21 protein-coding genes and 1 tRNA gene are annotated in these 19,305 nt (G+C 31.5%); 14 read left to right on the top strand and 8 right to left on the bottom strand.

All coding sequences use genetic code 11. The features are described from left to right. The 5 genes from XJ44_RS09235 to XJ44_RS03305 all read left to right on the top strand — a co-directional run. Positions 1–473: class III lanthionine synthetase LanKC N-terminal domain-containing protein (locus tag XJ44_RS09235; RefSeq protein ID WP_233119503.1), on the top strand; the 473-nt coding region annotated here is incomplete at its 5' end. A gap of 90 nt (positions 474–563) precedes the next feature. Next, positions 564–1,679 carry a lanthionine synthetase C family protein gene (locus tag XJ44_RS03320; RefSeq protein ID WP_158071821.1) on the top strand — a complete coding sequence of 372 codons (1,116 nt, stop codon included), beginning with the start codon at positions 564–566 and terminating at the stop codon, positions 1,677–1,679. Between the two features lie 28 nt (positions 1,680–1,707). Beyond that, a complete protein-coding gene (locus XJ44_RS03315) occupies positions 1,708–2,295 on the top strand; it encodes an ABC transporter transmembrane domain-containing protein (protein WP_077198049.1) in 588 nt (195 codons plus the stop codon). 26 nt (positions 2,296–2,321) lie between these two features. Continuing rightward, on the top strand, positions 2,322–3,206 hold the full coding sequence (locus XJ44_RS03310) for an ATP-binding cassette domain-containing protein (protein ID WP_077198048.1): 885 nt from the start codon (positions 2,322–2,324) through the stop codon (positions 3,204–3,206). A 395-nt stretch (positions 3,207–3,601) separates the two neighbouring features. Next, positions 3,602–3,677: transfer RNA gene (locus tag XJ44_RS03305), tRNA-Asn, on the top strand. A gap of 39 nt (positions 3,678–3,716) precedes the next feature. Here XJ44_RS03305 and XJ44_RS03300 read toward each other — a convergent pair. Then, positions 3,717–4,280: an MBL fold metallo-hydrolase gene (locus tag XJ44_RS03300; protein ID WP_077198047.1), complete on the bottom strand. Its 564-nt coding sequence runs from the start codon at positions 4,278–4,280 to the stop codon at positions 3,717–3,719. A 217-nt stretch (positions 4,281–4,497) separates the two neighbouring features. On the opposite strand from XJ44_RS03300, the gene XJ44_RS09230 reads away from it, so the two are divergent. The 9 genes from XJ44_RS09230 (at position 4,498) to XJ44_RS03260 (ending at position 12,782) form a co-directional block, all read left to right on the top strand. Next, positions 4,498–4,656, top strand: a complete 159-nt coding sequence (locus XJ44_RS09230; protein ID WP_158071820.1) for a hypothetical protein — start codon at positions 4,498–4,500, stop codon at positions 4,654–4,656. 343 nt (positions 4,657–4,999) lie between these two features. Further along, positions 5,000–6,295, top strand: a complete 1,296-nt coding sequence (gene purF / locus XJ44_RS03295) for an amidophosphoribosyltransferase (protein ID WP_075665639.1) — start codon at positions 5,000–5,002, stop codon at positions 6,293–6,295. Continuing rightward, complete coding sequence (gene purN, locus XJ44_RS03290; RefSeq protein WP_143608973.1) at positions 6,259–6,816, top strand: phosphoribosylglycinamide formyltransferase; 558 nt, start codon at positions 6,259–6,261, stop codon at positions 6,814–6,816. Before purF ends, purN begins: the two co-directional genes overlap by 37 nt. Positions 6,817–6,831: 15 nt before the next feature. Next, positions 6,832–7,725 (top strand): phosphoribosylaminoimidazolecarboxamide formyltransferase, encoded by an 894-nt coding sequence (locus tag XJ44_RS03285; protein WP_075665637.1) that lies wholly within the window; start codon positions 6,832–6,834, stop codon positions 7,723–7,725. A 9-nt stretch (positions 7,726–7,734) separates the two neighbouring features. Continuing rightward, positions 7,735–8,922 (top strand): phosphoribosylamine--glycine ligase, encoded by a 1,188-nt coding sequence (purD, locus tag XJ44_RS03280; protein ID WP_077198045.1) that lies wholly within the window; start codon positions 7,735–7,737, stop codon positions 8,920–8,922. Continuing rightward, the gene (locus tag XJ44_RS03275; RefSeq protein WP_075665635.1) at positions 8,919–9,827 is read left to right on the top strand and encodes an AIR synthase-related protein; all 909 of its coding nucleotides are present in this window, start codon (positions 8,919–8,921) and stop codon (positions 9,825–9,827) included. Before purD ends, XJ44_RS03275 begins: the two co-directional genes overlap by 4 nt. A gap of 61 nt (positions 9,828–9,888) precedes the next feature. Continuing rightward, positions 9,889–10,524: a hypothetical protein gene (locus XJ44_RS03270; RefSeq protein WP_077198044.1), complete on the top strand. Its 636-nt coding sequence runs from the start codon at positions 9,889–9,891 to the stop codon at positions 10,522–10,524. Beyond that, positions 10,511–11,671, top strand: a complete 1,161-nt coding sequence (locus XJ44_RS03265; RefSeq protein ID WP_077198043.1) for a vWA domain-containing protein — start codon at positions 10,511–10,513, stop codon at positions 11,669–11,671. Before XJ44_RS03270 ends, XJ44_RS03265 begins: the two co-directional genes overlap by 14 nt. Positions 11,672–11,684: 13 nt before the next feature. Then, positions 11,685–12,782 carry an ABC transporter permease gene (locus XJ44_RS03260; RefSeq protein WP_077198042.1) on the top strand — a complete coding sequence of 366 codons (1,098 nt, stop codon included), beginning with the start codon at positions 11,685–11,687 and terminating at the stop codon, positions 12,780–12,782. A 2-nt stretch (positions 12,783–12,784) separates the two neighbouring features. On the opposite strand, the gene ndk is transcribed toward XJ44_RS03260, so the two are convergent. From ndk to XJ44_RS03225, 7 genes are read right to left on the bottom strand one after another with little or no spacing between them, the layout of a single operon-like run. Then, positions 12,785–13,228 (bottom strand): nucleoside-diphosphate kinase, encoded by a 444-nt coding sequence (ndk, locus tag XJ44_RS03255; RefSeq protein WP_077198041.1) that lies wholly within the window; start codon positions 13,226–13,228, stop codon positions 12,785–12,787. Continuing rightward, positions 13,204–13,737: a hypothetical protein gene (locus XJ44_RS03250; RefSeq protein WP_075665630.1), complete on the bottom strand. Its 534-nt coding sequence runs from the start codon at positions 13,735–13,737 to the stop codon at positions 13,204–13,206. Before XJ44_RS03250 ends, ndk begins: the two co-directional genes overlap by 25 nt. Further along, entirely contained in the window at positions 13,737–15,584 is a 1,848-nt protein-coding gene (locus XJ44_RS03245; RefSeq protein ID WP_233119502.1) for a transglycosylase domain-containing protein, read from the bottom strand. The genes XJ44_RS03250 and XJ44_RS03245 overlap by 1 nt, the downstream gene beginning before the upstream one ends. A gap of 56 nt (positions 15,585–15,640) precedes the next feature. Then, positions 15,641–16,528 carry a FecR domain-containing protein gene (locus XJ44_RS03240; protein WP_077198039.1) on the bottom strand — a complete coding sequence of 296 codons (888 nt, stop codon included), beginning with the start codon at positions 16,526–16,528 and terminating at the stop codon, positions 15,641–15,643. 5 nt (positions 16,529–16,533) lie between these two features. After that, the gene (locus tag XJ44_RS03235) at positions 16,534–17,193 is read right to left on the bottom strand and encodes a 2-phosphosulfolactate phosphatase (RefSeq protein WP_077198038.1); all 660 of its coding nucleotides are present in this window, start codon (positions 17,191–17,193) and stop codon (positions 16,534–16,536) included. Positions 17,194–17,219: 26 nt separating this feature from the next. Continuing rightward, positions 17,220–18,341, bottom strand: a complete 1,122-nt coding sequence (gene aspC, locus XJ44_RS03230) for an aspartate aminotransferase (protein ID WP_077198037.1) — start codon at positions 18,339–18,341, stop codon at positions 17,220–17,222. Further along, the gene (locus tag XJ44_RS03225) at positions 18,338–19,300 is read right to left on the bottom strand and encodes a polysaccharide deacetylase family protein (RefSeq protein WP_077198036.1); all 963 of its coding nucleotides are present in this window, start codon (positions 19,298–19,300) and stop codon (positions 18,338–18,340) included. The genes aspC and XJ44_RS03225 overlap by 4 nt, the downstream gene beginning before the upstream one ends. Positions 19,301–19,305: the final 5 nt, after the last annotated feature.

Here is a 19,305-nt window from a genome sequence, read left to right as displayed (position 1 = left end):
TTTTCCCTTTTTTATACATTTTTATGTTGACTTTTACATATGTACTTAACTCTAAACAATTTTCCAGGGGGAGTTCTGGAAAATTTATTACTATATATCCAAGGGATGAAAAAATTTTTGAAAAGGTGCTTGAGGATTTGCATGACAAATTATATTTTGAGGAAGGACCATATATTTTAAGTGATAGAAGATACAAAGAAGAAGGTATTTTGTACTATAGATATGGGGGATTAAAAAAACATTTTATGATAGATATAACTGGGAGAAAAATTCCGATCATTTTTGCTCCAAATGGTCAAAAAATTGAGGACAAAAGACTTCCTTATTATAGAACACCATATTGGGTAAAAGATCTTATTTTTTCAAAAAAGAAAAAGGTTTTAAAAGAATTAATATTGAAAAAAGATACAGAATACTTGAGGCAGTACATTTTTCAAACAGTGGGGGAGTGTATAAGGCTTTTGACGAATTAAAAAGACGTTTATTAATTATAAAAGAAGCAAGGCCATTTACTAACCAAAGCTTTGACGAAAAAGTCCATTCAGTAGATCTTTATTAAAGATGTGTTAGATGGTTTAACTAATTTTTTGTGCGATGTTGCTGATCTTTCAACTCAAACGCTTTTTCCATGCGATCCGATAGTTTATTCAACTAATGAAATTTCTTTTGGTTTTGGGGCAGGTGGTATATTATATTCAATTAGTAAGTATAAAAATGATATACCGAAAAGGTTTAAAAACTGGTTTTTAAATAAAGTTAAAAACATTGATTTTGAATTATTTCCACCAGGATTTCTTACGGGCCTTTCTGGAATTGTTTTCGTTTTACTTGAATTAGGAGAAATTGAACTTGCAAATTGGTTAATGGAAAGATGTAATAAACATCAGATGTTATACGAAGATTATTCTTTGTATTATGGCGCAAGCGGTGTTGGGCTTACTAATTTGAAAATGTATAGGTTAACAAAGGAAGAAAAATATTTATCTGAGGCATTGAAAATTTATAAATGGCTAGTAAAAAATGCAAAACATGATAAATTTGGAAGAATATTTTGGGAAAATGGTTTTAGTAAGAAAACTACTTTTTATGGACTTGGATATGGTGCTGCAGGAGTTTCCTTATTTTTATTGAAGTTGTATGAAGTTGTAAAAAATCCTAATATAAAAAAAATCGGAGAAAAAGCTATTAACGATGAAATTTTAAGATCAAGTGTTGTTTTTAAAGGGTTGAGAAGCTTTTACAATGGGAAAAATTACGAGCCATATTTAGAAGTAGGAACTTCTGGTGTTTTAAAAGTAGCTCTTAGGTATAATATAAAGAATAAAATATTTGAAGAGCTCCTAAATGATCTTAGAAGAAAGTATTTTGTTTTATCTGGATATTTGTTTGGTATAACCGGAATCATTGATACCTTAATTGACACAGTAATTTACTATGAAAGAAAAGACATTTTAAAAGTTTTAGAACAACAAATTGAAGGGTTGATAAATATGCATATTTTCAATCCGAAAAGCGTTTGTAGTTTTAAAGATGAAAGAATAAAACAAGAAAAAGTTTTGGCAGTTTTGGGCGAAGGTGGTATAAGAATAACGTGTGACTTTGGCACAGGAATTGCTGGTGTTTTGAGGACTTTAAATAGGTTATTAAAGAATGCACAAGATGAATTGTTATTAGATTAGAGAGTTTATATAGAGGGGGAGGATTTTTATGAAAACATATTGGGAATTTTTAAAGACAAAGAGATTTGAATTTATCTTACTTCTTATTTTTTCAAGTGTTTTAAGTTTCTTTGAAGGCTTGATTCAACCATTAATGGTAAAGTGGCTATTTGACGAAGCTGTATTAAAGCTTAATTTTCAAAAATTTGTACTTTTAAGTGTAGTATATCTTGCACTTGGTTTGATATTTGTACTATTGTTTTATATAAATAATCTTTGGAAAAAAAGGTATGAAAATAAAGTAGTATTAAATCTTGAATCTGAACTTCTAAAAAAGACTTTTAATTATGATTTAAAAGAATTTACCAAAAAGGGTGCGGGGTATTTTATAAATTCCATTCACAAAGATGTTAATGAAGGTGTTGTTCCAATGATTAGGATGACAATAAATATAGTTTCAATGATTGTATCAGAAGTGGCATTACTACTTGCGATGTTTTTTATTTCCTGGAGAGCTTCTTTGGTGTTATTTATTATTATTCCTCCTCTAATGTATTTTGCGAATGTTGTAAGTCAAAAAGTTAGAAAAAAACAGCACTTGAAAGAGAAAAAGAAGGAATTTATACAAGCTTTCTAACAAGTGTTCTTAAATCATTTAAAGTTATGAGAACTTTTGATTTTATATTTGACCTTGCAACATTAAAGCACAGGGAGACTTTAGAAGAGTATTTAAACAGTAGGTTTGAAAGTTTTAAAGCTGTAAAATCAAGTCAAATGTTAGGTGACATTATTCGAAACACGTCGGATACTCTTTCACTTATAGTATCTGGATATTTTGTTTTAATTGGAAAGTTGAGTTTTGGTGGATTTGTAGCGATAATAAACACATTTTGGAGAGCGGTTTCATCCCTTTTTGGAATTGTTCAAGCTATTCCAGAATTTCACAGATACTCACAAATACTTGAAAGAATAAAAAATTTATTAAATACTGATAAGAAAGAATATTTTGACCTGGATAATAGAGTAATTTTAAAAAACGTGAAACTTTCTTATGATGGAAATAAAGTAATAGAAATAGATAATTTGGAAATAACTCCTAAGAGTAAGGTATTAATATTTGGAGAAAATGGGGCAGGAAAGACAACTCTTTTAAATATAATCTCTGGATATTTGTCGCCAGATAATGGAAAAGTGTTAAGGCCAAAAAACGTTGTATCAATAACTGCACCGGTTGAACTTCCAGAAATTCCTATAAAAGAACTCATAAAAGATGAAGAATTAATAAAAAAACTTGGTTTAGAAAGGTTAAAAGAAAAATTGCCTTCCAATCTTTCTGCAGGTGAAAGACAAAAAGTTGCTATTGGTATAGCGCTTGAAAACGAAGCAGATGTCTATATTTTTGACGAACCTCTTGCAAACATAGATGAGCAAAGTAAAGAAAAGATAATAAAGTTAATATTTGAAAAATTAAAATCCAAAACGTTGATAATGGTACTTCATGGAGAACAAGAATTTCATAGTTTATTTGATAAAAAAATTAAGTTATAATATTGGAGTTGTCTTTTTCCCTTTTATTACCATTATTATTTGCTATATTTATTCTTGTATGCAAAAGCTTACATTATTATCATGAAAAGATATGATATCCTATGATGTAGAAGAAGTTGAAAAGTAGGTGAAATTTTAATAAAGATAAGTATAGTGTTATAAATAAAGTTTACTTAAAATAGCTCTATCAATAGTAATTTTTACTTTTTGATGGTATTAACGCTAACATTTGAACATTCACATTTTAGGGAGTTTGAAAAATGAGATAAGATTTGAATTAAAAAATATTAAAATGATTCTATTAAGTTATATAATGCCAATCTTACATATATGAACGAACTTGAAAGTTATTGACTAACTAAAAAAAATATGATATATTACTTCCTGGAAGGTGTTCCGGCGTAGCTCAATAGGCAGAGCGGGTGGCTGTTAACCACTAGGTTGGGGGTTCGAGTCCCTCCGCCGGAGCCAAGAGGGGAGAAATATTCTCCCCATTATTTTTTTGTAGTTTTAAACATTTTTAAAATATGGATTTTTTCTAAATAACGTTTTTATATTGCAATATTCATCGTGCCCAGGGAGTATCAACATATTTTCATCTAATTTCCTAAATACGTTGTTTAGATTTTTTATAGATTCAATCATTAATTTTTTTGAGCCACCTAAGTCGCTTCTTCCTACGGTATTACAAAATACAGTATCTCCTGTGAATATTAAGTTATCAAAAATTACTATCCTTGAACCTAAGGTATGACCTGGTACTGCTATTGTATCAAAGTATAAATCTATATCTTTTACATCTTTTTCAAAAATAAATGTCTCCCCAAAAAGATGTGAAAAATTCTTGGATGGATCATATAACATTTTCTTATCGTCTTTTGAAATATAAACATCCTCTACATTCAATTCTAAGAGTCCTGCTATATGATCGTAATGTCCGTGTGTCAAAATTACTTTGACAGGGATTTTTCCTAGATATTTTCCTATTCCAAATCCTGGATCTACAACAAAGTTCTCAAAAATATATGTATTAGTGTTAAAAAATCCTGATGTTTGATAAACTTTAAATTTCATATAATTCCCTCCATTAGAATTCCTTGACTTTTTATTTATATTTCGTAATAATTTTTTCAAAGTTATTTTCGTGACTTTTAATTATAATAGATAAAAAAACACAAATCTATTAAAAGCTCTTGCAAATATATTTTACTATAATTTTTTTTCAAGAGTTGCTTTTCATGATAAAAAATACTTTGAAAATTTAATTTTTTCTCATAGATAGGGTACAAACATGTTGGTGGTGGCAACGTGTTATTCAGATAGAAGAAGAGATACCGTATCTTTCTATTTCAGAATTAGAACTAAATACGTTAGCAAAGCATTATACATAGTAACCGGTGTAATGAAAGCCGGTGTCGCGAGATTTGCGTGGAAAAATTACAAACCTTAAAGGCATTGGAGAAGAATAAAAACAGCAAATATGTTGGAGAAAGTAAACAAAAAACTAAAGGAGATACTTGGCTATGGATTATTAATCTGTTTTAGAATGAAAAGATATAGAGAGAATATAAAAAACTTTTTAGTTTGGTAGAATTTATATTGTTTACAAAAATGATATTGACTCTAATTTAAAATGGTTTTAGAATAAAAGTTAGGAGGGGGTATAATGAAAAGAAAATTAATATTGTGGAAAAAGGCTATAAATAAGAGATTTTCCCTGTTTGGGAAGTAATATTTTGTGGTTGATGAGGAGCTTTTGCTCCTCTTTTTCATTTTGATAGTGGAGGGGTGTTATGTGCGGGATAGCAGGTGTTTGGAATGTAGATGATTCTTATAACATTTTACATGATATTTTATTAGGTCTTCAACACAGAGGGCAAGAAAGCACGGGGATTGTCATTGAAGGTTTCAAATTTTTAAAGATGCAAGGGTTGGTCTCACAAGTTTTAACTAAGGAAAATTATATAAACGGTAGAAGTGGTATTGGACATGTTAGATATTCGACGTTTGGAGAAAATAGTGAAATTCAACCCCTTATGGGTTTAACTTCAAAAGGCAAATTTGCAATTGCACACAACGGGAATATTCCTGATGCAAAGATTAGGATGAAATCGCTTGTCGAAAAAGGAGCAGTTTTTAACACAACAATTGATTCTGAAGTATTCCTCCATTATATTTCCCTTGCTCCTTATTCTGATCCAAAACTTTCCATTCAATGGTCTCTTTCAAGGATCCCTGGAGCTTATTCTATTGTGATATTAACTGACAGCATGCTTATAGCCGCAAGAGACAGCTATGGCTTTAGACCGCTATTTTATGGAAAATTTAAGGGTGGATTTGTTGTATCTTCCGAGGATTCTGCTCTAACGGCGTTGGGTGCAAAAGAAATAACGGAAATTGTACCAGGTGAGATGGTTATTTTTTCAGATATGGGTTTAGATAAGGTAAAGTTTGCAACAACAAAGATGCGTTTTTGTGCATTTGAATATATTTATTTTTCAAGACCAGATAGTAATTTTTACTATGGAAATGTACACAAAGCAAGGTTTAAAATGGGGGGAATTCTGTATCGTGAAAGTCAAATGACGGGAGATATTGTAATTCCAATACTTGATTCTGGTTTTTCAGGTGCGTTAGGATTTTCACTTGCCTCAAAAATTCCCATAGAACTTGGCCTTATGAGAAACAGATATCTAGGACGGAGCTTTATAATGCCCGAAAATAGGGAAGAAATTATTAAAAGAAAATTAATTCCCATTCCTCAAGTAGTAAAAAACAAGGAAGTTATTGTAATTGATGATTCAATTGTAAGGGGAACAACAATGAAGCAGATAGTAAAGATGTTAAGAGAAAGCGGTGCAAAGAAGGTAAAAGTTGGTATACATTCACCACCGGTAATAGGGCCTTGTCCATATGGTATTGACACCTCAAGGAAAAATGAGTTAATTGCCAATCAAAAAGAAATTGAGGAGATAATTAAGGAAATAAATGCAGATGAGCTTTATTATTTGTCTATAGATGGACTTAAAGAAGCTATTGGAGGAGATAAATTATGTCTAGGATGTCTAAATCTAAATTACCCAATATAGTGATTTTGGCATCTGGAAATGGTTCAAACTTTGAAGCAATAGTAAATGCGACAAGAAAAGGAATTCTTAATGCTAACATTTTAAGGTTGATTACCAACAAGAAGTGTTTTGCAGAAGAAAGGGCTAAAAAACTTGGAATTTCTCATACAAGGCTTAAAGATAACTGGGCAGAGGAATTATTTGTGCTTTTGAAAGAACTTGCACCAGATTTAGTAGTTCTTGCGGGATTTATGAAAATTCTTCCATCAAAGATTGTAAATAATTTTAAAATTGTAAACATACACCCTTCTTTACTACCTGCTTTTCCAGGAAAAGATGCTATAAAACAGGCATATGAATACGGAGTTAAAGTAACGGGAATAACAATTCACTTTGTGGATGAGGGTGTAGATACGGGACCTATAATTTTCCAAAAGGCCTTAGAGATAGATGGTTTAACATTAGAAGAGGTGGAAAAGGAAATACATAAGTTGGAGCATAAGCATTATCCACAAGTTATTGAATCTATTTTAAATTCGTGAAAGGAGTGAGTGGGGGTGTATCTTGAAAAATTTGATATGGAATTAAGGTATGGGGAAAATTCTCATGAAAAAGCGGAAATGTTTGGAAAACCTGCATTTAAAATTTTGCACGAAGGAAAACAAATTTCTTTTAACAACATATTAGACGCAGAATCAGCATTTGTAATTGCAAAAAATTTGAAAAAATTAAATGGCTATGGAAGTGTGGTAGTGAAACACCAAACACCTTGTGGTGCATCTGTAAGTAAAAGCAAGGTGGACTCCATACTTTCCGCTATTTTAGCCGATGAAGAATCAAGTTTTGGTGGAATACTTTCGGTGAATTTTGAATTTGACGAAGAATGTGCATTGGCTATAAAGAAAAAATATCTTGAAGTTGTAATTGCAGAAAACTTTACAAAAGAAGCAATAGAAGTATTAAAATCTAAGAAAATACGTATATTAAAAGTTAGAGATTATGAACCAAAAGTTGGAAAACCTGCATTTGGAGCTTTTTTAATAGGTGAAAGGAAATTACCAGATTTAGTTTTTAAGCATGTAGCAGGTCCTAAACTTTCAGAAAGTGAAATGACCGAACTAATTTTTTCATATATAGTTGTTGAAGGGGTAAAGTCAAATGCCATACTTATTTCCAAAAATCTTACAACAGTGGGAATAGGTACAGGTCAACCTTCAAGGAAAAGGGCGGCTTGGATTGCCACATCACTTGCAGGTGAAAAGGCTATTGGGGCATATGCTGCTTCTGATGCATTTTTCCCATTTCCAGATGGTTTGGAAATTCTTGCAAATGCAAAGGTTAAGGCAGTAGTTGCACCCATGGGATCTATTAGAGATAGTGAAATAATTGATGCGGCAAATAAACTTGGAATATCGTTCTATAAAGCAAATGGTAGAGTGTTTAGACATTGAGGTGAGAGTATGAAAATATGCATATTGGGATCAGGTGGAAGAGAGCATGCTATAGGTTATTCATTTGAAAAGATTGGATTTGAAGTGTTTTATGCGCCTGGGAATGGGCTAACTGGAAATAACATTGATGATATAGAAAATTTCAATGGATTAATAATTCCAGGTTCTGAAGAATACCTTGCAAAAGGTGTTGCAGAAAAATTGAAAAATGTCTTTGGCCCAACAATTCAAGGGGCAAAATTGGAAAGTTCAAAGATATTTGCCAAAAAATTTATGAGTAAATATAATTTGCCTACACCAAGATTTGAAATAGTAGAGAGCGAATTAGAATTAAGGGAAAAGATAAAGAAATTTTACCCTCCATATGTTTTAAAAGCAGATGGACTTGCAAAAGGTAAAGGTGTTTTAATTACAAGTGATGAAAGCGAAGCAATAGCACTTGGTGCAAAACTTATTAAAGGTCAATTAATAAAAGGAGTTTCAGGACCTATAATTTTGGATGAATTTATTCCTGGAAGGGAACTTTCTGCCATGGCAGTTGTTAATGAAAATGGCTTTTCATTGTATCCTTTCATACAAGATTACAAAAGGGCAAATACAGGAAATATGGGACCAAATACCGGTGGTATGGGGAGCTTTGGACCTATCAGTATTGACAAGTCAATAAAAGAAAAGATAGAAACGCTCTTTGAAAAAACGTTATACGGTCTTAAAAAGGAAGGGATAAACTATAGAGGATTTTTATACCTTGGACTTATGCTCTTTGAAAAAACACCTTATATTTTGGAATACAACGTTAGACTAGGTGATCCGGAAACAGAGGTAATTGTGGCTACAAATCCAGAAAATTTTGCAGAAACAATTTTGAAAGCCACAGAGTGTGAGAAGATCCCGGATTTTTCCCCTGAAAATGTAGCCTTAGATGTTGTATTAGCAAGCAAGGGATATCCTATTTCATACAAAAAAGGATTGGAAATAAAGAATATCACGAAAATAGAAGGAGAAAATTTCATTATTTTTGGAGCAGGTGTTAAAAGGAATGGAGAAAAACTGTACACAGACGGTGGTAGGGTGCTACACTGTGTAGGAATTGGCAAGACAAAAGAAGATGCAAAAAACGTAGCATATGATCTTGCAAATAAAATAGATTTTGAGGGTAAGTTTTTTAGAACGGATATAGGGGTGATTTACGCATGAAGTATACCTATAAAGATGCGGGGGTAGACGTGAAAAAGGGCGATGAGTTTGCAAGGGAAATAAAGAGAAATGCAATTATTCCAGAATGGATAATAAAAGAGCCTACAGGTTATGCGACAATTTTAAACTTTACAACCCCAAAGATAGCTGTAACTGCAGATGGAATTGGGACAAAGATATTACTACACATAGAATTTCAAACTTGGAATGATGCTGCGAAAGATTTAATAGCTATGAATTACAACGATCTAATATGTGTTGGTGCAAGGCCTAAGGCTTTTTTGGACTATTTGGGGGTGCACAGTATAGATGGAAATTCAAAAGAATTTGTAAAAGCTTTAATAGTAGAACTTGAAAAGCACGATATGTATTTAGTTGCTGGAGAAACAGCGGAAATGCCTGATTTATATCAGGAAAATCACATGGATGTTGCAGGTTTTGCCATTGGTGAAGTGATAAAGTTATTTGAACACGAGAAAATAAAACCGGGGGATTACATATTTGCGTTGGATGCTTCGGGATTTCATTCAAATGGTTGGAGCTTGATTAGAAAAATTTTAAGGAAAGAAAATATAAACATAAATGATTTGCCTTTCAATCTATTAGAGGGAACGAGAATATACTCAAATATTATAGAGCATTTCGACAAGATAAAAGCTATGGCACATGTAACAGGTGGTGGTATTTTAAGAGCACTTAGAAGGCTTTTAAACGGAAGAGGTTGTAATGTAAATCTTGAAAGAAAGGATTTTGTAGATTGGATTTTGAAATATGTTGAGTTTAGTGAAGCTATTTCCACTTTTAATATGGGATATGGGCTTATTTATGTGTCAAATAGTAAGGATCTACCAGGAAAGATAATAGGAAAGGTTACAGAAGATGAAAATCTTAATTTGATTTTATGACTCCGATGCGGAGTCATTTTTTTTTAGATGTGGTATAATCTATAGGAAGGGAGGAGATTGTTTGAAAAGATTTTTAACATTTTTCTTTATTTTTCTCTTAACTATTTCTTTTGCCGTGAAATTTGGTTTTTCCACACAGGATGGTGTGTGGTTGAGGGGTAGTATAGAAAATTTTGGGTTTAGATTAGGTTATCCACTTTCTTGTGTCTCATTTTCATTAAATAGTGATATATTTTTATATAAAATTTTAACTGGATATGTATTTAACAATAGTACATATCTTGTGAGTTTTTATTTTGATACTGGGATTGATAATTTTTCTTTTTCAAGTTATGTAAAATCTACTTTCCATAAGCCTTTAACAACGGAGACATCTACTGAGACAGGAAGAATATACCTTGGAATTTTACCTGATTTTAGGTTTGATAGACTATCTTTGGGACTTAACGTTGAATTTTCTTGGATTTACATATATTATGACCCAGGTGTTAATGTAAACTTTTTGTCTTTTGTTAATCCCGAAGACATTTTAAGATATCATCTTTCTTTTATTGCGTCGTATGATTTATTTGAAAATATGACGTTTTTTGTAACTCTTTCAACAAAATACAAGTGGATATCGTATTTATCCACACCTCTTTTTGAAAATCAGTTTATCAATTTTGGAATAGAGGTAGAATCGGATGGTTATAAATAGAGCATTTGAAAACATTGTAAAAAAGAGTCCTTTTTACGCGTATCTACTTCTTGGAATTTCTTTTCGAAAGGATGAAAATGTAAAGAATATATCTATAAAATTCACCAAGAATGGTGAAATTGTTTTTTTGTATAACCCTTCTGTTAATAAGAAACCAATATGGTTCGTTGAGGCGATTATTTTGCATGAGTTAATGCATATAATAAACCAGCATTTTAGGATAAAGCCGAGAAATAAAAGGGAAAAAAAGATTTGGGACCTTGCAATGGATGCAGCTATAAACCAATATATTCCTGAATTAGATGCAAGAGGTGTGCCTCTAAATGTCCTTATTGAAGAAGGACATGGAGTAGATAACGAGGTAATATTTGCAGCTCCACCAGCTTTTTTAATAGATAAGACTGCTGAAGAATATTTTGAGTGGATGATGAAGGAATTTGAAAAAAAAGGTGATTTTGATATAGAAGCATTACCTGATTCAATAGATGATCACGATTTTCAATCTGAGATTCCAGTTGAAATGATAATAGAAATTACTAAAGATAAAGTTGGAAAAGCTTTTAACATGTTTGGAAAAAAACTTGACTCTGGTTTAAAGCAGAATATAGATGTAATCTTGCAAAAATCTACATTAAATTGGGAGACGATTTTAAGACGTTTTTCTAATGCATCTATAAAAGGAGATAAATACATGACACCATTAAGACCAAATAGACGATACGATGATCAGCCAGGTTGGAGATATGAATATAAGTCAAAGTTAGCCGTTATCTTGGATACAAGTGCAAGTATAATAGAAGAGGAAATGAATCAATTTTTAACCGAGATTGAAAAGATAGCAAAACAAGATTCCCAGTTGATTTTAATACAAGTGGATAAATCGGTAACTATGGTGACGGAATACAAATCTGGAAATTGGAAAGATTTAGAAATATACGGTGGAGGAGAAACTAATCTTCAACCTGCGGTGGATCTTGCACAATCAAAGGTAGGAGTGGAGGGGATAATAATCTTTACAGATGGGCACGTGGATGTTCCCGTTGTAAAGAGAAGAGTTTTGTTTGTGCTCTCTTCAAAACACAACCCAGAATTCATAGAAGATGCTGTAAGAATTTATGGAAAAAATTCTGTAATTATTCTTAAATAGAAAGGATGAAAAGGTGAGAGTTTGGTATGAATTTAAAAGACTTATTGGAAAACCTGTAAATATAGTACTCATCATCCTTTTACCTGTTGTGCTTACAGTTGCAAGTATAATATTTTTCAATGGATTTGGAGTCTCGAATGTTAAACTTGGGGTGTACAACTTGGATGATTCTGCACTGTCGCGGTTTACAATAAAGCTTGTTATGTCCTTTTTTAAGGGTGGTACACTTAGGTATGTAGATGAAAATTATGTGGAGCTTTTGCAATCTGGCGAAGTGAACGCCGTTATGATAATTCCGAGTAATTTTACAGACGCACTATACAACGGACAAAAGGTAAACATTGATTTTATTCCAAGTCCAGTTGACTTGCAATTGTCCGTCGGTATATACAACGTATTAAATTCGATATTTAACGATTTGAATGGTTCACCATTTTTCAATCCTCAAGTTTTAAGGTATTTATTTGTAAGTAATGAAACACCAGCACCTCAATTCGTACCAAAAACCAAGAATTTTAAAACGGATTTTGGCAATTTATTTTCACCGGCAATTTTGTTTTTATCTGTGATATTTTTGCTACTTGCAATAGGTGTATTAACTGTAATTAATGATAGAGAACTTGGACTTATTACTATCTTTAAAGTTAATAACGAAAAATGGTATAAATATTCCGTTGTAAAATTTCTAGCATTGTTTTTTTTAGGTTTGTTTGTGTCATTTAGTGTTTATCTTGTTGGGAATTTATTTGGTGTAAAAATACCTTTTAGTATCTTTTTTCCGCTTTCTTTAACGGCAATAATATTTCATTCTGCTCTATCAATATTTATTTCGAGTATTTCTCCTAATAAGGCGGTAGCTAATATATTGGGAATATCCCTTTCCATGTTTTTCTTTTTTACAAGTGGAAGTATTACACCTGTCACCACACTTCCCAAGGCAATGTTTAAATTAGCATCTTATACGCCATCGTATAAACTTACCTATGCATTGAGAAATTATCAATTAAACAACATTGGTATATCACAAGAATTAAAGTATTTAATTGTAGTTTCTATCATTGCCTTTGTAGTAATGATATTTACTGTAAGAAAAGAGTTTTTGAAAAAGTAGCTCTATATATCGTCTTGTACATCTAAGTAGTAATCTATAATTTCCTCATCCTTAAAGAATATTTTGTATTCTCTTTCAAAATTTTCTTTTGAATCACTTGCATGTATGAGATTTTTGGTTGTAGTTAATGCGAATTCTCCCCTAATTGTTCCAGTTCCCGCTTTTAGGGGGTCGGTGTTTCCGATTATGTGTCTAACCATTTCAATAACCCTTGGTGCTTCTACTATCATTGCAACTATTGGACCGCCTGTGATGAATTCTATTAAATCTTTATAAAAGCTCTTTTGCTTGTGCATTTTGTATAATTCTTCTGCTTCTTCTTTTGTTACCCAGTGCATTTTTAGTGCAACTATTTTTATTCCCCTTTGTTCAAATCTTTTTATTATTTCTCCGATTAGTCCCCTTCTTACTGCATTTGGTTTTAAATAGACAAACGTTCTTTCCATGAAAGCACCTCCACGTATTTGTAATTTGTAGATAAAGCTTTTAATACTTCATACATCTCACCTTTTGGATACTTTGTAAGTACAAAAGTGTAATTGTCAAATTGTGGCAATACTTTTATTAAATCTACAAATCCATATTCTTCAGGAAAGATTTTTTTGCCTTCTGAGTTTTTACATTGTTTTATGTTTTCCTGTCCTAAAAGTTTTTCCAATGGTATGTTGTATGTTTTTGAGTATAATTCTTTAAATGCTGCATCAATTGCAAATATTACTTTTGGATGATTTGGAAAGTGTTTTGATAGTGAATATGCTATATTGAACGTATCCTCTATTGATGCCTTTTCCACAATGTATCTATATTCTTCGATTGCACCCATAATAACCTTGTAGTTTTCTCCCTTTTTTCTTTCAGGTACAATAGCGCCAATTCCACTGTTTTGGTCATCTGTAACTTCTATTGTGACATATTCTCCAAACTCTGATCTTTCAAGGTTGTAGAAAAATTTCATTACTTCCCACCTCCGAGTATATTCCATAGTTTTATTGTAAATTCTTGTGAAACGGTATTCAGGTATGATAGAAATTCTATAAGATATTCTCTATCAAATGTCTTTAAAATTTTTACAAGCTCGTCCATACTGAATTTTCCAGTTTTTATTAAATTTATTAGGTATTCGTAATCTATATATTTCATAGGATTTGTCTTGATAACTTTTAATTTTCGATATACAGATGAAATGGTAAAAGGATTTTTCCCTATATTTGTTTTTAATGCGATTTTCCTCCAAAGTGGTGCTACATCTCTTCCACCCAATAAATCTTTTCCGTCTTGTGATATTATCATTAATATTTTCCCATCTGCTCCTAAAAACCAAGCATATTGCTCTGCTGTTCCAGTTTTTCCTACTATAGTTCTTCCCGGTATTTTTGCACGTATACCTGTTCCGTATTTTACTACTTTTTTTAGTATGTTAATAATTAAATAGCTTGCTTCCATGGGATATCGTTTTGATGGGGAAACTATATTTAAAACTTCTGGTGATGCTTTGTAAAATACCACTCCATCACTATTTATCACTTCATCTATTATGTGTGGCTTTATAACTATTCCACTGTTGAAGATTGCCGAAAAACCTTTTGCAATTTCTTCATGTGATGTTTCCAAAGTTCCTAAAGACAACGTTAAATCTTTTGGATAATACCCTTTTATTTTCAATTCATCTTCCAAAAAAAATCTTACAGTGTTATCACCTAGCATAAGGTAAAGATTAACAGATGGGATGTTTCTTGAATGTATTAATGCATTTTCAAGTGTAATTTCACCATAATAGTTTCTTTCAAAGTTTTTTGGAGTCCAGTCACCTATTTTTATAGGTAAATCAAATAATTTGGAGTCCAAGTTATATCCTTCTAGCAATGCTTTGTAATAGTAAAGAGGTTTTATTAGTGATCCAATTTGTCTTCTACCGTTGTTGGTACCTTTACCGTGCATTGCAAGGATTTCACCTGTTTTGTAGTTCAATATTAATCCAGCGTTGTTTTCCCCCAAGTTTTTGCTGAGTAATGTGTAATATTCTTTATTTAAAGTAGTTTTGACTACAAATCCCTTTCTCAATAGATCCAAGGTAAATCCCTTTTCTTTTAATTCCTCAATAACCCTCCAAAATATTTCTTCATCGTATTTTGATTCAAATATGTTATACGATTTTACTTTTTGGAGCATTTTACTGTATTTTTCGTATTCTTTTTGGCTTATATAATTTTCCGTTAAAAGCCTTCTTAGAACCACATTTGCCCTGCTATGGTTTTTCAAATCTTGTGGGTTGAAGTTTTCAGGAGATTTTACGGTATTTACAAGGAGTGCTATTTCTGCTAAGTTTAGTTCTTTTGGTTCTTTGTTAAAATAATATTTAGCAGCTGTTCCAAAGCCGTATATTCCATTTCCCATATACACGGAATTTAAGTAAAGTTCTAAAATTTCTTTTTTGGTTCTTATTTTTTCTATGTAAAGTGATATAAAAATTTCTTTTATTTTTCTTTCAATGGTCCGTGCTTGTGTTAGATACAAACTTCTAACAAGTTGTTGTGTAAGAGTACTTCCACCCTGTGTATTTCTTTTAAATACCGTGTAAAATATTCCCCTTAGCATTCCTAATATATCTATTCCGGGGTGTGAAAAAAAATCCTCATCTTCAGAGATTATAACGGTAGTTATAAGACGTTCTGGATAGTCTTCTAGTTTGTACCAATAGGCTTTCGGAAAATAAAAAGGTGTACCATCTGAATATTCTATAATAAGACTCGATGGTACTAGAGTTTCTGGATCTGGTAAATGTGCAGTGATCTTTTTGTACATATAAAAGAGTGTGAGAAAGATTGAGAGAAAACCAATTAAAAAATATGTAAAATATTTCATATATTCTCCTCAATAGATTCCATATAGTCATCCATTTCATTTTCCAAGTTTTCAAAACCTTCTTCAAAAATTCCTATAAATTCTTCAAAGTTTTTTTCAAATTTTTCTGGAGTCAAAAAGGTATTATCTATCACTTTTATCATTTTCTGATTTGTTATTTCTACAATTTTCTTTCCATTAAAGACAAAAACACTTCCATCAAAGACAAACCATTTCCACGAGCCAGCTTCACCTTCACAACCAAATTTTGTTCCACGCACACCTGCTGTAACAGAACCACCTTGTATTTGAAATCTAGATTTTGACATTAAGAATTTTACAACATCTGCTATAACACTACCTTTTTCCACACTTAATTTAACGTCAAATTTATCATCTTTTTGCCTGCTTTTTTCTATTTTTACAATTGTATTTTCTTTTATATAGACTTTTCCCCATTTTCCGGAAATGACTGCATAAGAGTTGTTTAGTGTTCTAAGATAGTAATTTTCATACAACTTTACATTATTTGAAACTGCTATCCATTCTTTTTTATTTTTTGAATAAGCAACATTTCCGGAAAATTCTTCTAATATAACCGGTGCAATATCTTTTGGATAATCATATTCAACTATCTTGAAGTTGTATTTTATTTTCTTTCCATTTACGTCTAATATGAGATAACTTTTTATGGGGACAATTGGAGCTATATATGTAACAGTTGCAATATTTTTGAAAGATACTTTATCTATTAGTAGGTCTTCTGGCAGAACTCCTCCAAGTGCATCAACTACCGTTATTTCAATTTTTCCAGGTATTTTAAAGACTAAATTGGTAGACTCACCAGTATGTAGTGCAAAGGAAAGTAAAGGGATTAAAAGAAAAAAATACAGAATTTTTTTCATATATATCACCTCGCTTTGACTTTACCATATTTATATTCTACCACTATATCGTATAGATCTAACTTTTTTGCAAAATCTAAGTCTTTATCAAAATGTAAAGATTTTAGTTTTTTGGCATGGACACCAAAAAAGTTTGGTTTTTTTAGACCTTCCCACATGTACATAGAAACTAAAGCGCTATCGGATAACATTTTATTAGATAAACCATGGACAAAAGCACCTGCTACCTGAATATCTTCAAATGAGATTTCTCCGTTATTTCCAGCACATACAAATAATATATCTGAAAAATTTTGGAGAAAATTTAATGTGGCGGTAAAGTTTACAAATGCTCCCAGAATTATGTTGTTTGATAATTTTTCAACCTTTTTTAAAGTTTTAGTACCATTTGTTGTGGTTAGGATAAGCTTTTCCCCTTTTACGTTAGTATACTCTAATGGGGAATTTCCACAATCAAAGTCTCTGGGCTTTATTCCATCTCTTTCACCACATATGAGAAATTCACCTTTGAATTTTCGAGCTTTTTCAAGTGTTTCCACAGGTTTTATGTATTTACAGCCATTTGCAATGGCTGTAACCATTGTAGTAGTAGCTCTTAATACATCAATAACTACAATTACCTGAGCTTTTCTTAGTTTTTCAGGTAAAAATTTTACATCTATCATATTTTCACCTCAAAAAATAAATGGGATTACCCCCTTAAGAATTCTTCAAGTCTTTCAAATGCTTTTTTAATATTTTCAAGGGAATTTGCAAAAGACATTCTAACAAATCCTTTTGCATTAAAAGCACTGCCTGGTACCAATGCTACTAGCTTTTCTTCTAAAAGTTTTTTGCAGAATAATTCATCATCTATATTAACTTCAAAGAAAAGATAAAATGCTCCCTTTGGCTCTACAAATCTAAGTCCCAGTTCTTTGGCTTTTTTTACCACAAAGTCTTTTCTTTTCTTAAATTCCTTTATCATATACGAGTTGTCCGCATTTAGTGCTCCAAGTGCAGCATATTGTGCAATAGAATTTATACCTGAAGTGCTGTGGGCTTGTATTTTTGCAATCCTTTTTAGGATGGATTTGTTTTTTGTGGCAACGTATCCAATTCTCCAACCAGTCATTGCATATGATTTGGAAAAGGCATTGATATATATGAGATTTTCGGGATTTACAAATTTTGTCAAAGATGCGTATTTACCGTCGTATACGAGTACGTCGTAAACTTCATCTGTTATGACAAAAATATTGTTTTTATTTGCAATATCTGCAATTTCTTTTATTATATTTTCTGGATAGACTGTTCCCGTGGGGTTATTTGGAGAGTTTACAACTATGGCTTTTGTTTTTTTAGAGATTAAAGATTTTAGTTTATCTATATTGGGGTGGAAATTGTTTTCAAAACTTGTTTCTAGAATTTTTATAGTGGCCCCGGTGAGAATAACCATAGGTGGGTAACTGACCCAAAATGGAGATATTAGTATTATTTCATCACCTTTTTCGGCAATGGATAACAGGGAATTAAATAAGGCTTGTTTTCCTCCATTTGTTACGATTATTTCGTCTTTTGAAAATGAAATATTTTTTCTTTCCAAAAGTATTGAGATGGTTTTTCTAAGTTCAGGGATTCCCTTGCTATCCGTGTATTTTGTAAAATCCTTTTCAAGTGCTTCAATGGCTTTTTTCTTTATTATATCTGGTGTGGGAAAATCAGGTTCACCCGTTGTGAGGTTAATTACGTCTTTGCCTTGACTTATTAGCTTCTTGGCAGTTGCGTTTATTTCTAAAGTCTTTGATGATGGAATTTCATCGATGATATTCATTGAAAGACCTCCTTTAATATTAAATAATATCTTACATATTCTTTTTTATCCTTTCCCCTTACACTTATCATTAAACTATTTACCCTATTTTGAATTTCAAAAGGGCCGGCTTCTAGTATGTCATTTTTAAAGGAGCTTTCCACTATGCCCTTTTCCCTTATGTATACAACGGGATTTGAATAGCCTTTTAGATTTGTTTTAACGTATAACTTTCCATTTTTCCAAAAATAAGGTTTTTTCTTTAAAATTAGTGGTTTTCTTGATAGTACGTATATTAGATGCGATTTTGTTGCCCAGTCTTGTAATAGTGGTTCTCTGGGTATTTCGTATGCTGATATTTCCCTTGTGAAAGGGCCAGGGAGTTGTATAAATGCAAGTTTGAAGTTGTATTTTTTTAAAACTTCTATCATCTTTTTGTTGTAATATCCATATGGATAGGCGTAATATTTTAATGGAGTATCCATGTGTTTATTCCAAATTTTTATTCCTTTGATTAAGTCCTCTTCAAAATAATCAATGTCTTTAAATGGGAATTTATCGTGTGAATAAGAGTGATGACCAAATTCAACACCATACTTTGACATTTCTTTTACCATTTCCCAGGTGAGATATTCCTTTGATATACCTACTCCTTCAAAGTACAAAAATACGGAGAAAGGCACATTGTATTTTTTGAAAACGGGGAAGGCTTTTGTATAGGTAGTTACGTATCCATCATCAATTGTAAAAATTACGGCATTTTCTTCTTCTTTTTTTCCATAAACGTAATCTTCAAGGTCTTTTAGTGTCCATATTTTATACCCTAATTTTTTAACGGTCTTTATGTGCATTTCAAGTTCACTTGTCCAAGTATTTGTTGTGGGATATCTTTCATCGTCAAACCTGTGATAGATAAAAAGTACTATGTTTGAGAAAGAAATGTAAGATAATAACAAAAATAAGAATATTAATTTTTTCACTATAT

The sequence above is a fragment of the Thermosipho affectus genome (assembly GCF_001990485.1).
GTDB classification, from domain to species: Bacteria; Thermotogota; Thermotogae; order Thermotogales; family Fervidobacteriaceae; genus Thermosipho; species Thermosipho affectus.
The sequence above is the reverse complement of the archived record's forward strand: the minus strand, read 5'-3'. Positions and strand labels throughout refer to the sequence as shown.

Coding starts and splice junctions, on each gene's coding strand:
- XJ44_RS03315 (WP_077198049.1), top strand. CDS start 1,708: ATGAAAACATATTGGGAATTTTTAAAGACAAAGAGATTTGAATTTATC.
- XJ44_RS03310 (WP_077198048.1), top strand. CDS start 2,322: ATGAGAACTTTTGATTTTATATTTGACCTTGCAACATTAAAGCACAGG.
- XJ44_RS03300 (WP_077198047.1), bottom strand. CDS start 4,280: ATGAAATTTAAAGTTTATCAAACATCAGGATTTTTTAACACTAATACA.
- XJ44_RS09230 (WP_158071820.1), top strand. CDS start 4,498: ATGTTGGTGGTGGCAACGTGTTATTCAGATAGAAGAAGAGATACCGTA.
- purF (WP_075665639.1), top strand. CDS start 5,000: ATGTGCGGGATAGCAGGTGTTTGGAATGTAGATGATTCTTATAACATT.
- purN (WP_143608973.1), top strand. CDS start 6,259: ATGTCTAGGATGTCTAAATCTAAATTACCCAATATAGTGATTTTGGCA.
- purD (WP_077198045.1), top strand. CDS start 7,735: ATGAAAATATGCATATTGGGATCAGGTGGAAGAGAGCATGCTATAGGT.
- XJ44_RS03275 (WP_075665635.1), top strand. CDS start 8,919: ATGAAGTATACCTATAAAGATGCGGGGGTAGACGTGAAAAAGGGCGAT.
- XJ44_RS03265 (WP_077198043.1), top strand. CDS start 10,511: ATGGTTATAAATAGAGCATTTGAAAACATTGTAAAAAAGAGTCCTTTT.
- ndk (WP_077198041.1), bottom strand. CDS start 13,228: ATGGAAAGAACGTTTGTCTATTTAAAACCAAATGCAGTAAGAAGGGGA.
- XJ44_RS03250 (WP_075665630.1), bottom strand. CDS start 13,737: ATGAAATTTTTCTACAACCTTGAAAGATCAGAGTTTGGAGAATATGTC.
- XJ44_RS03245 (WP_233119502.1), bottom strand. CDS start 15,584: ATGTACAAAAAGATCACTGCACATTTACCAGATCCAGAAACTCTAGTA.
- XJ44_RS03240 (WP_077198039.1), bottom strand. CDS start 16,528: ATGAAAAAAATTCTGTATTTTTTTCTTTTAATCCCTTTACTTTCCTTT.
- XJ44_RS03235 (WP_077198038.1), bottom strand. CDS start 17,193: ATGATAGATGTAAAATTTTTACCTGAAAAACTAAGAAAAGCTCAGGTA.
- aspC (WP_077198037.1), bottom strand. CDS start 18,341: ATGAATATCATCGATGAAATTCCATCATCAAAGACTTTAGAAATAAAC.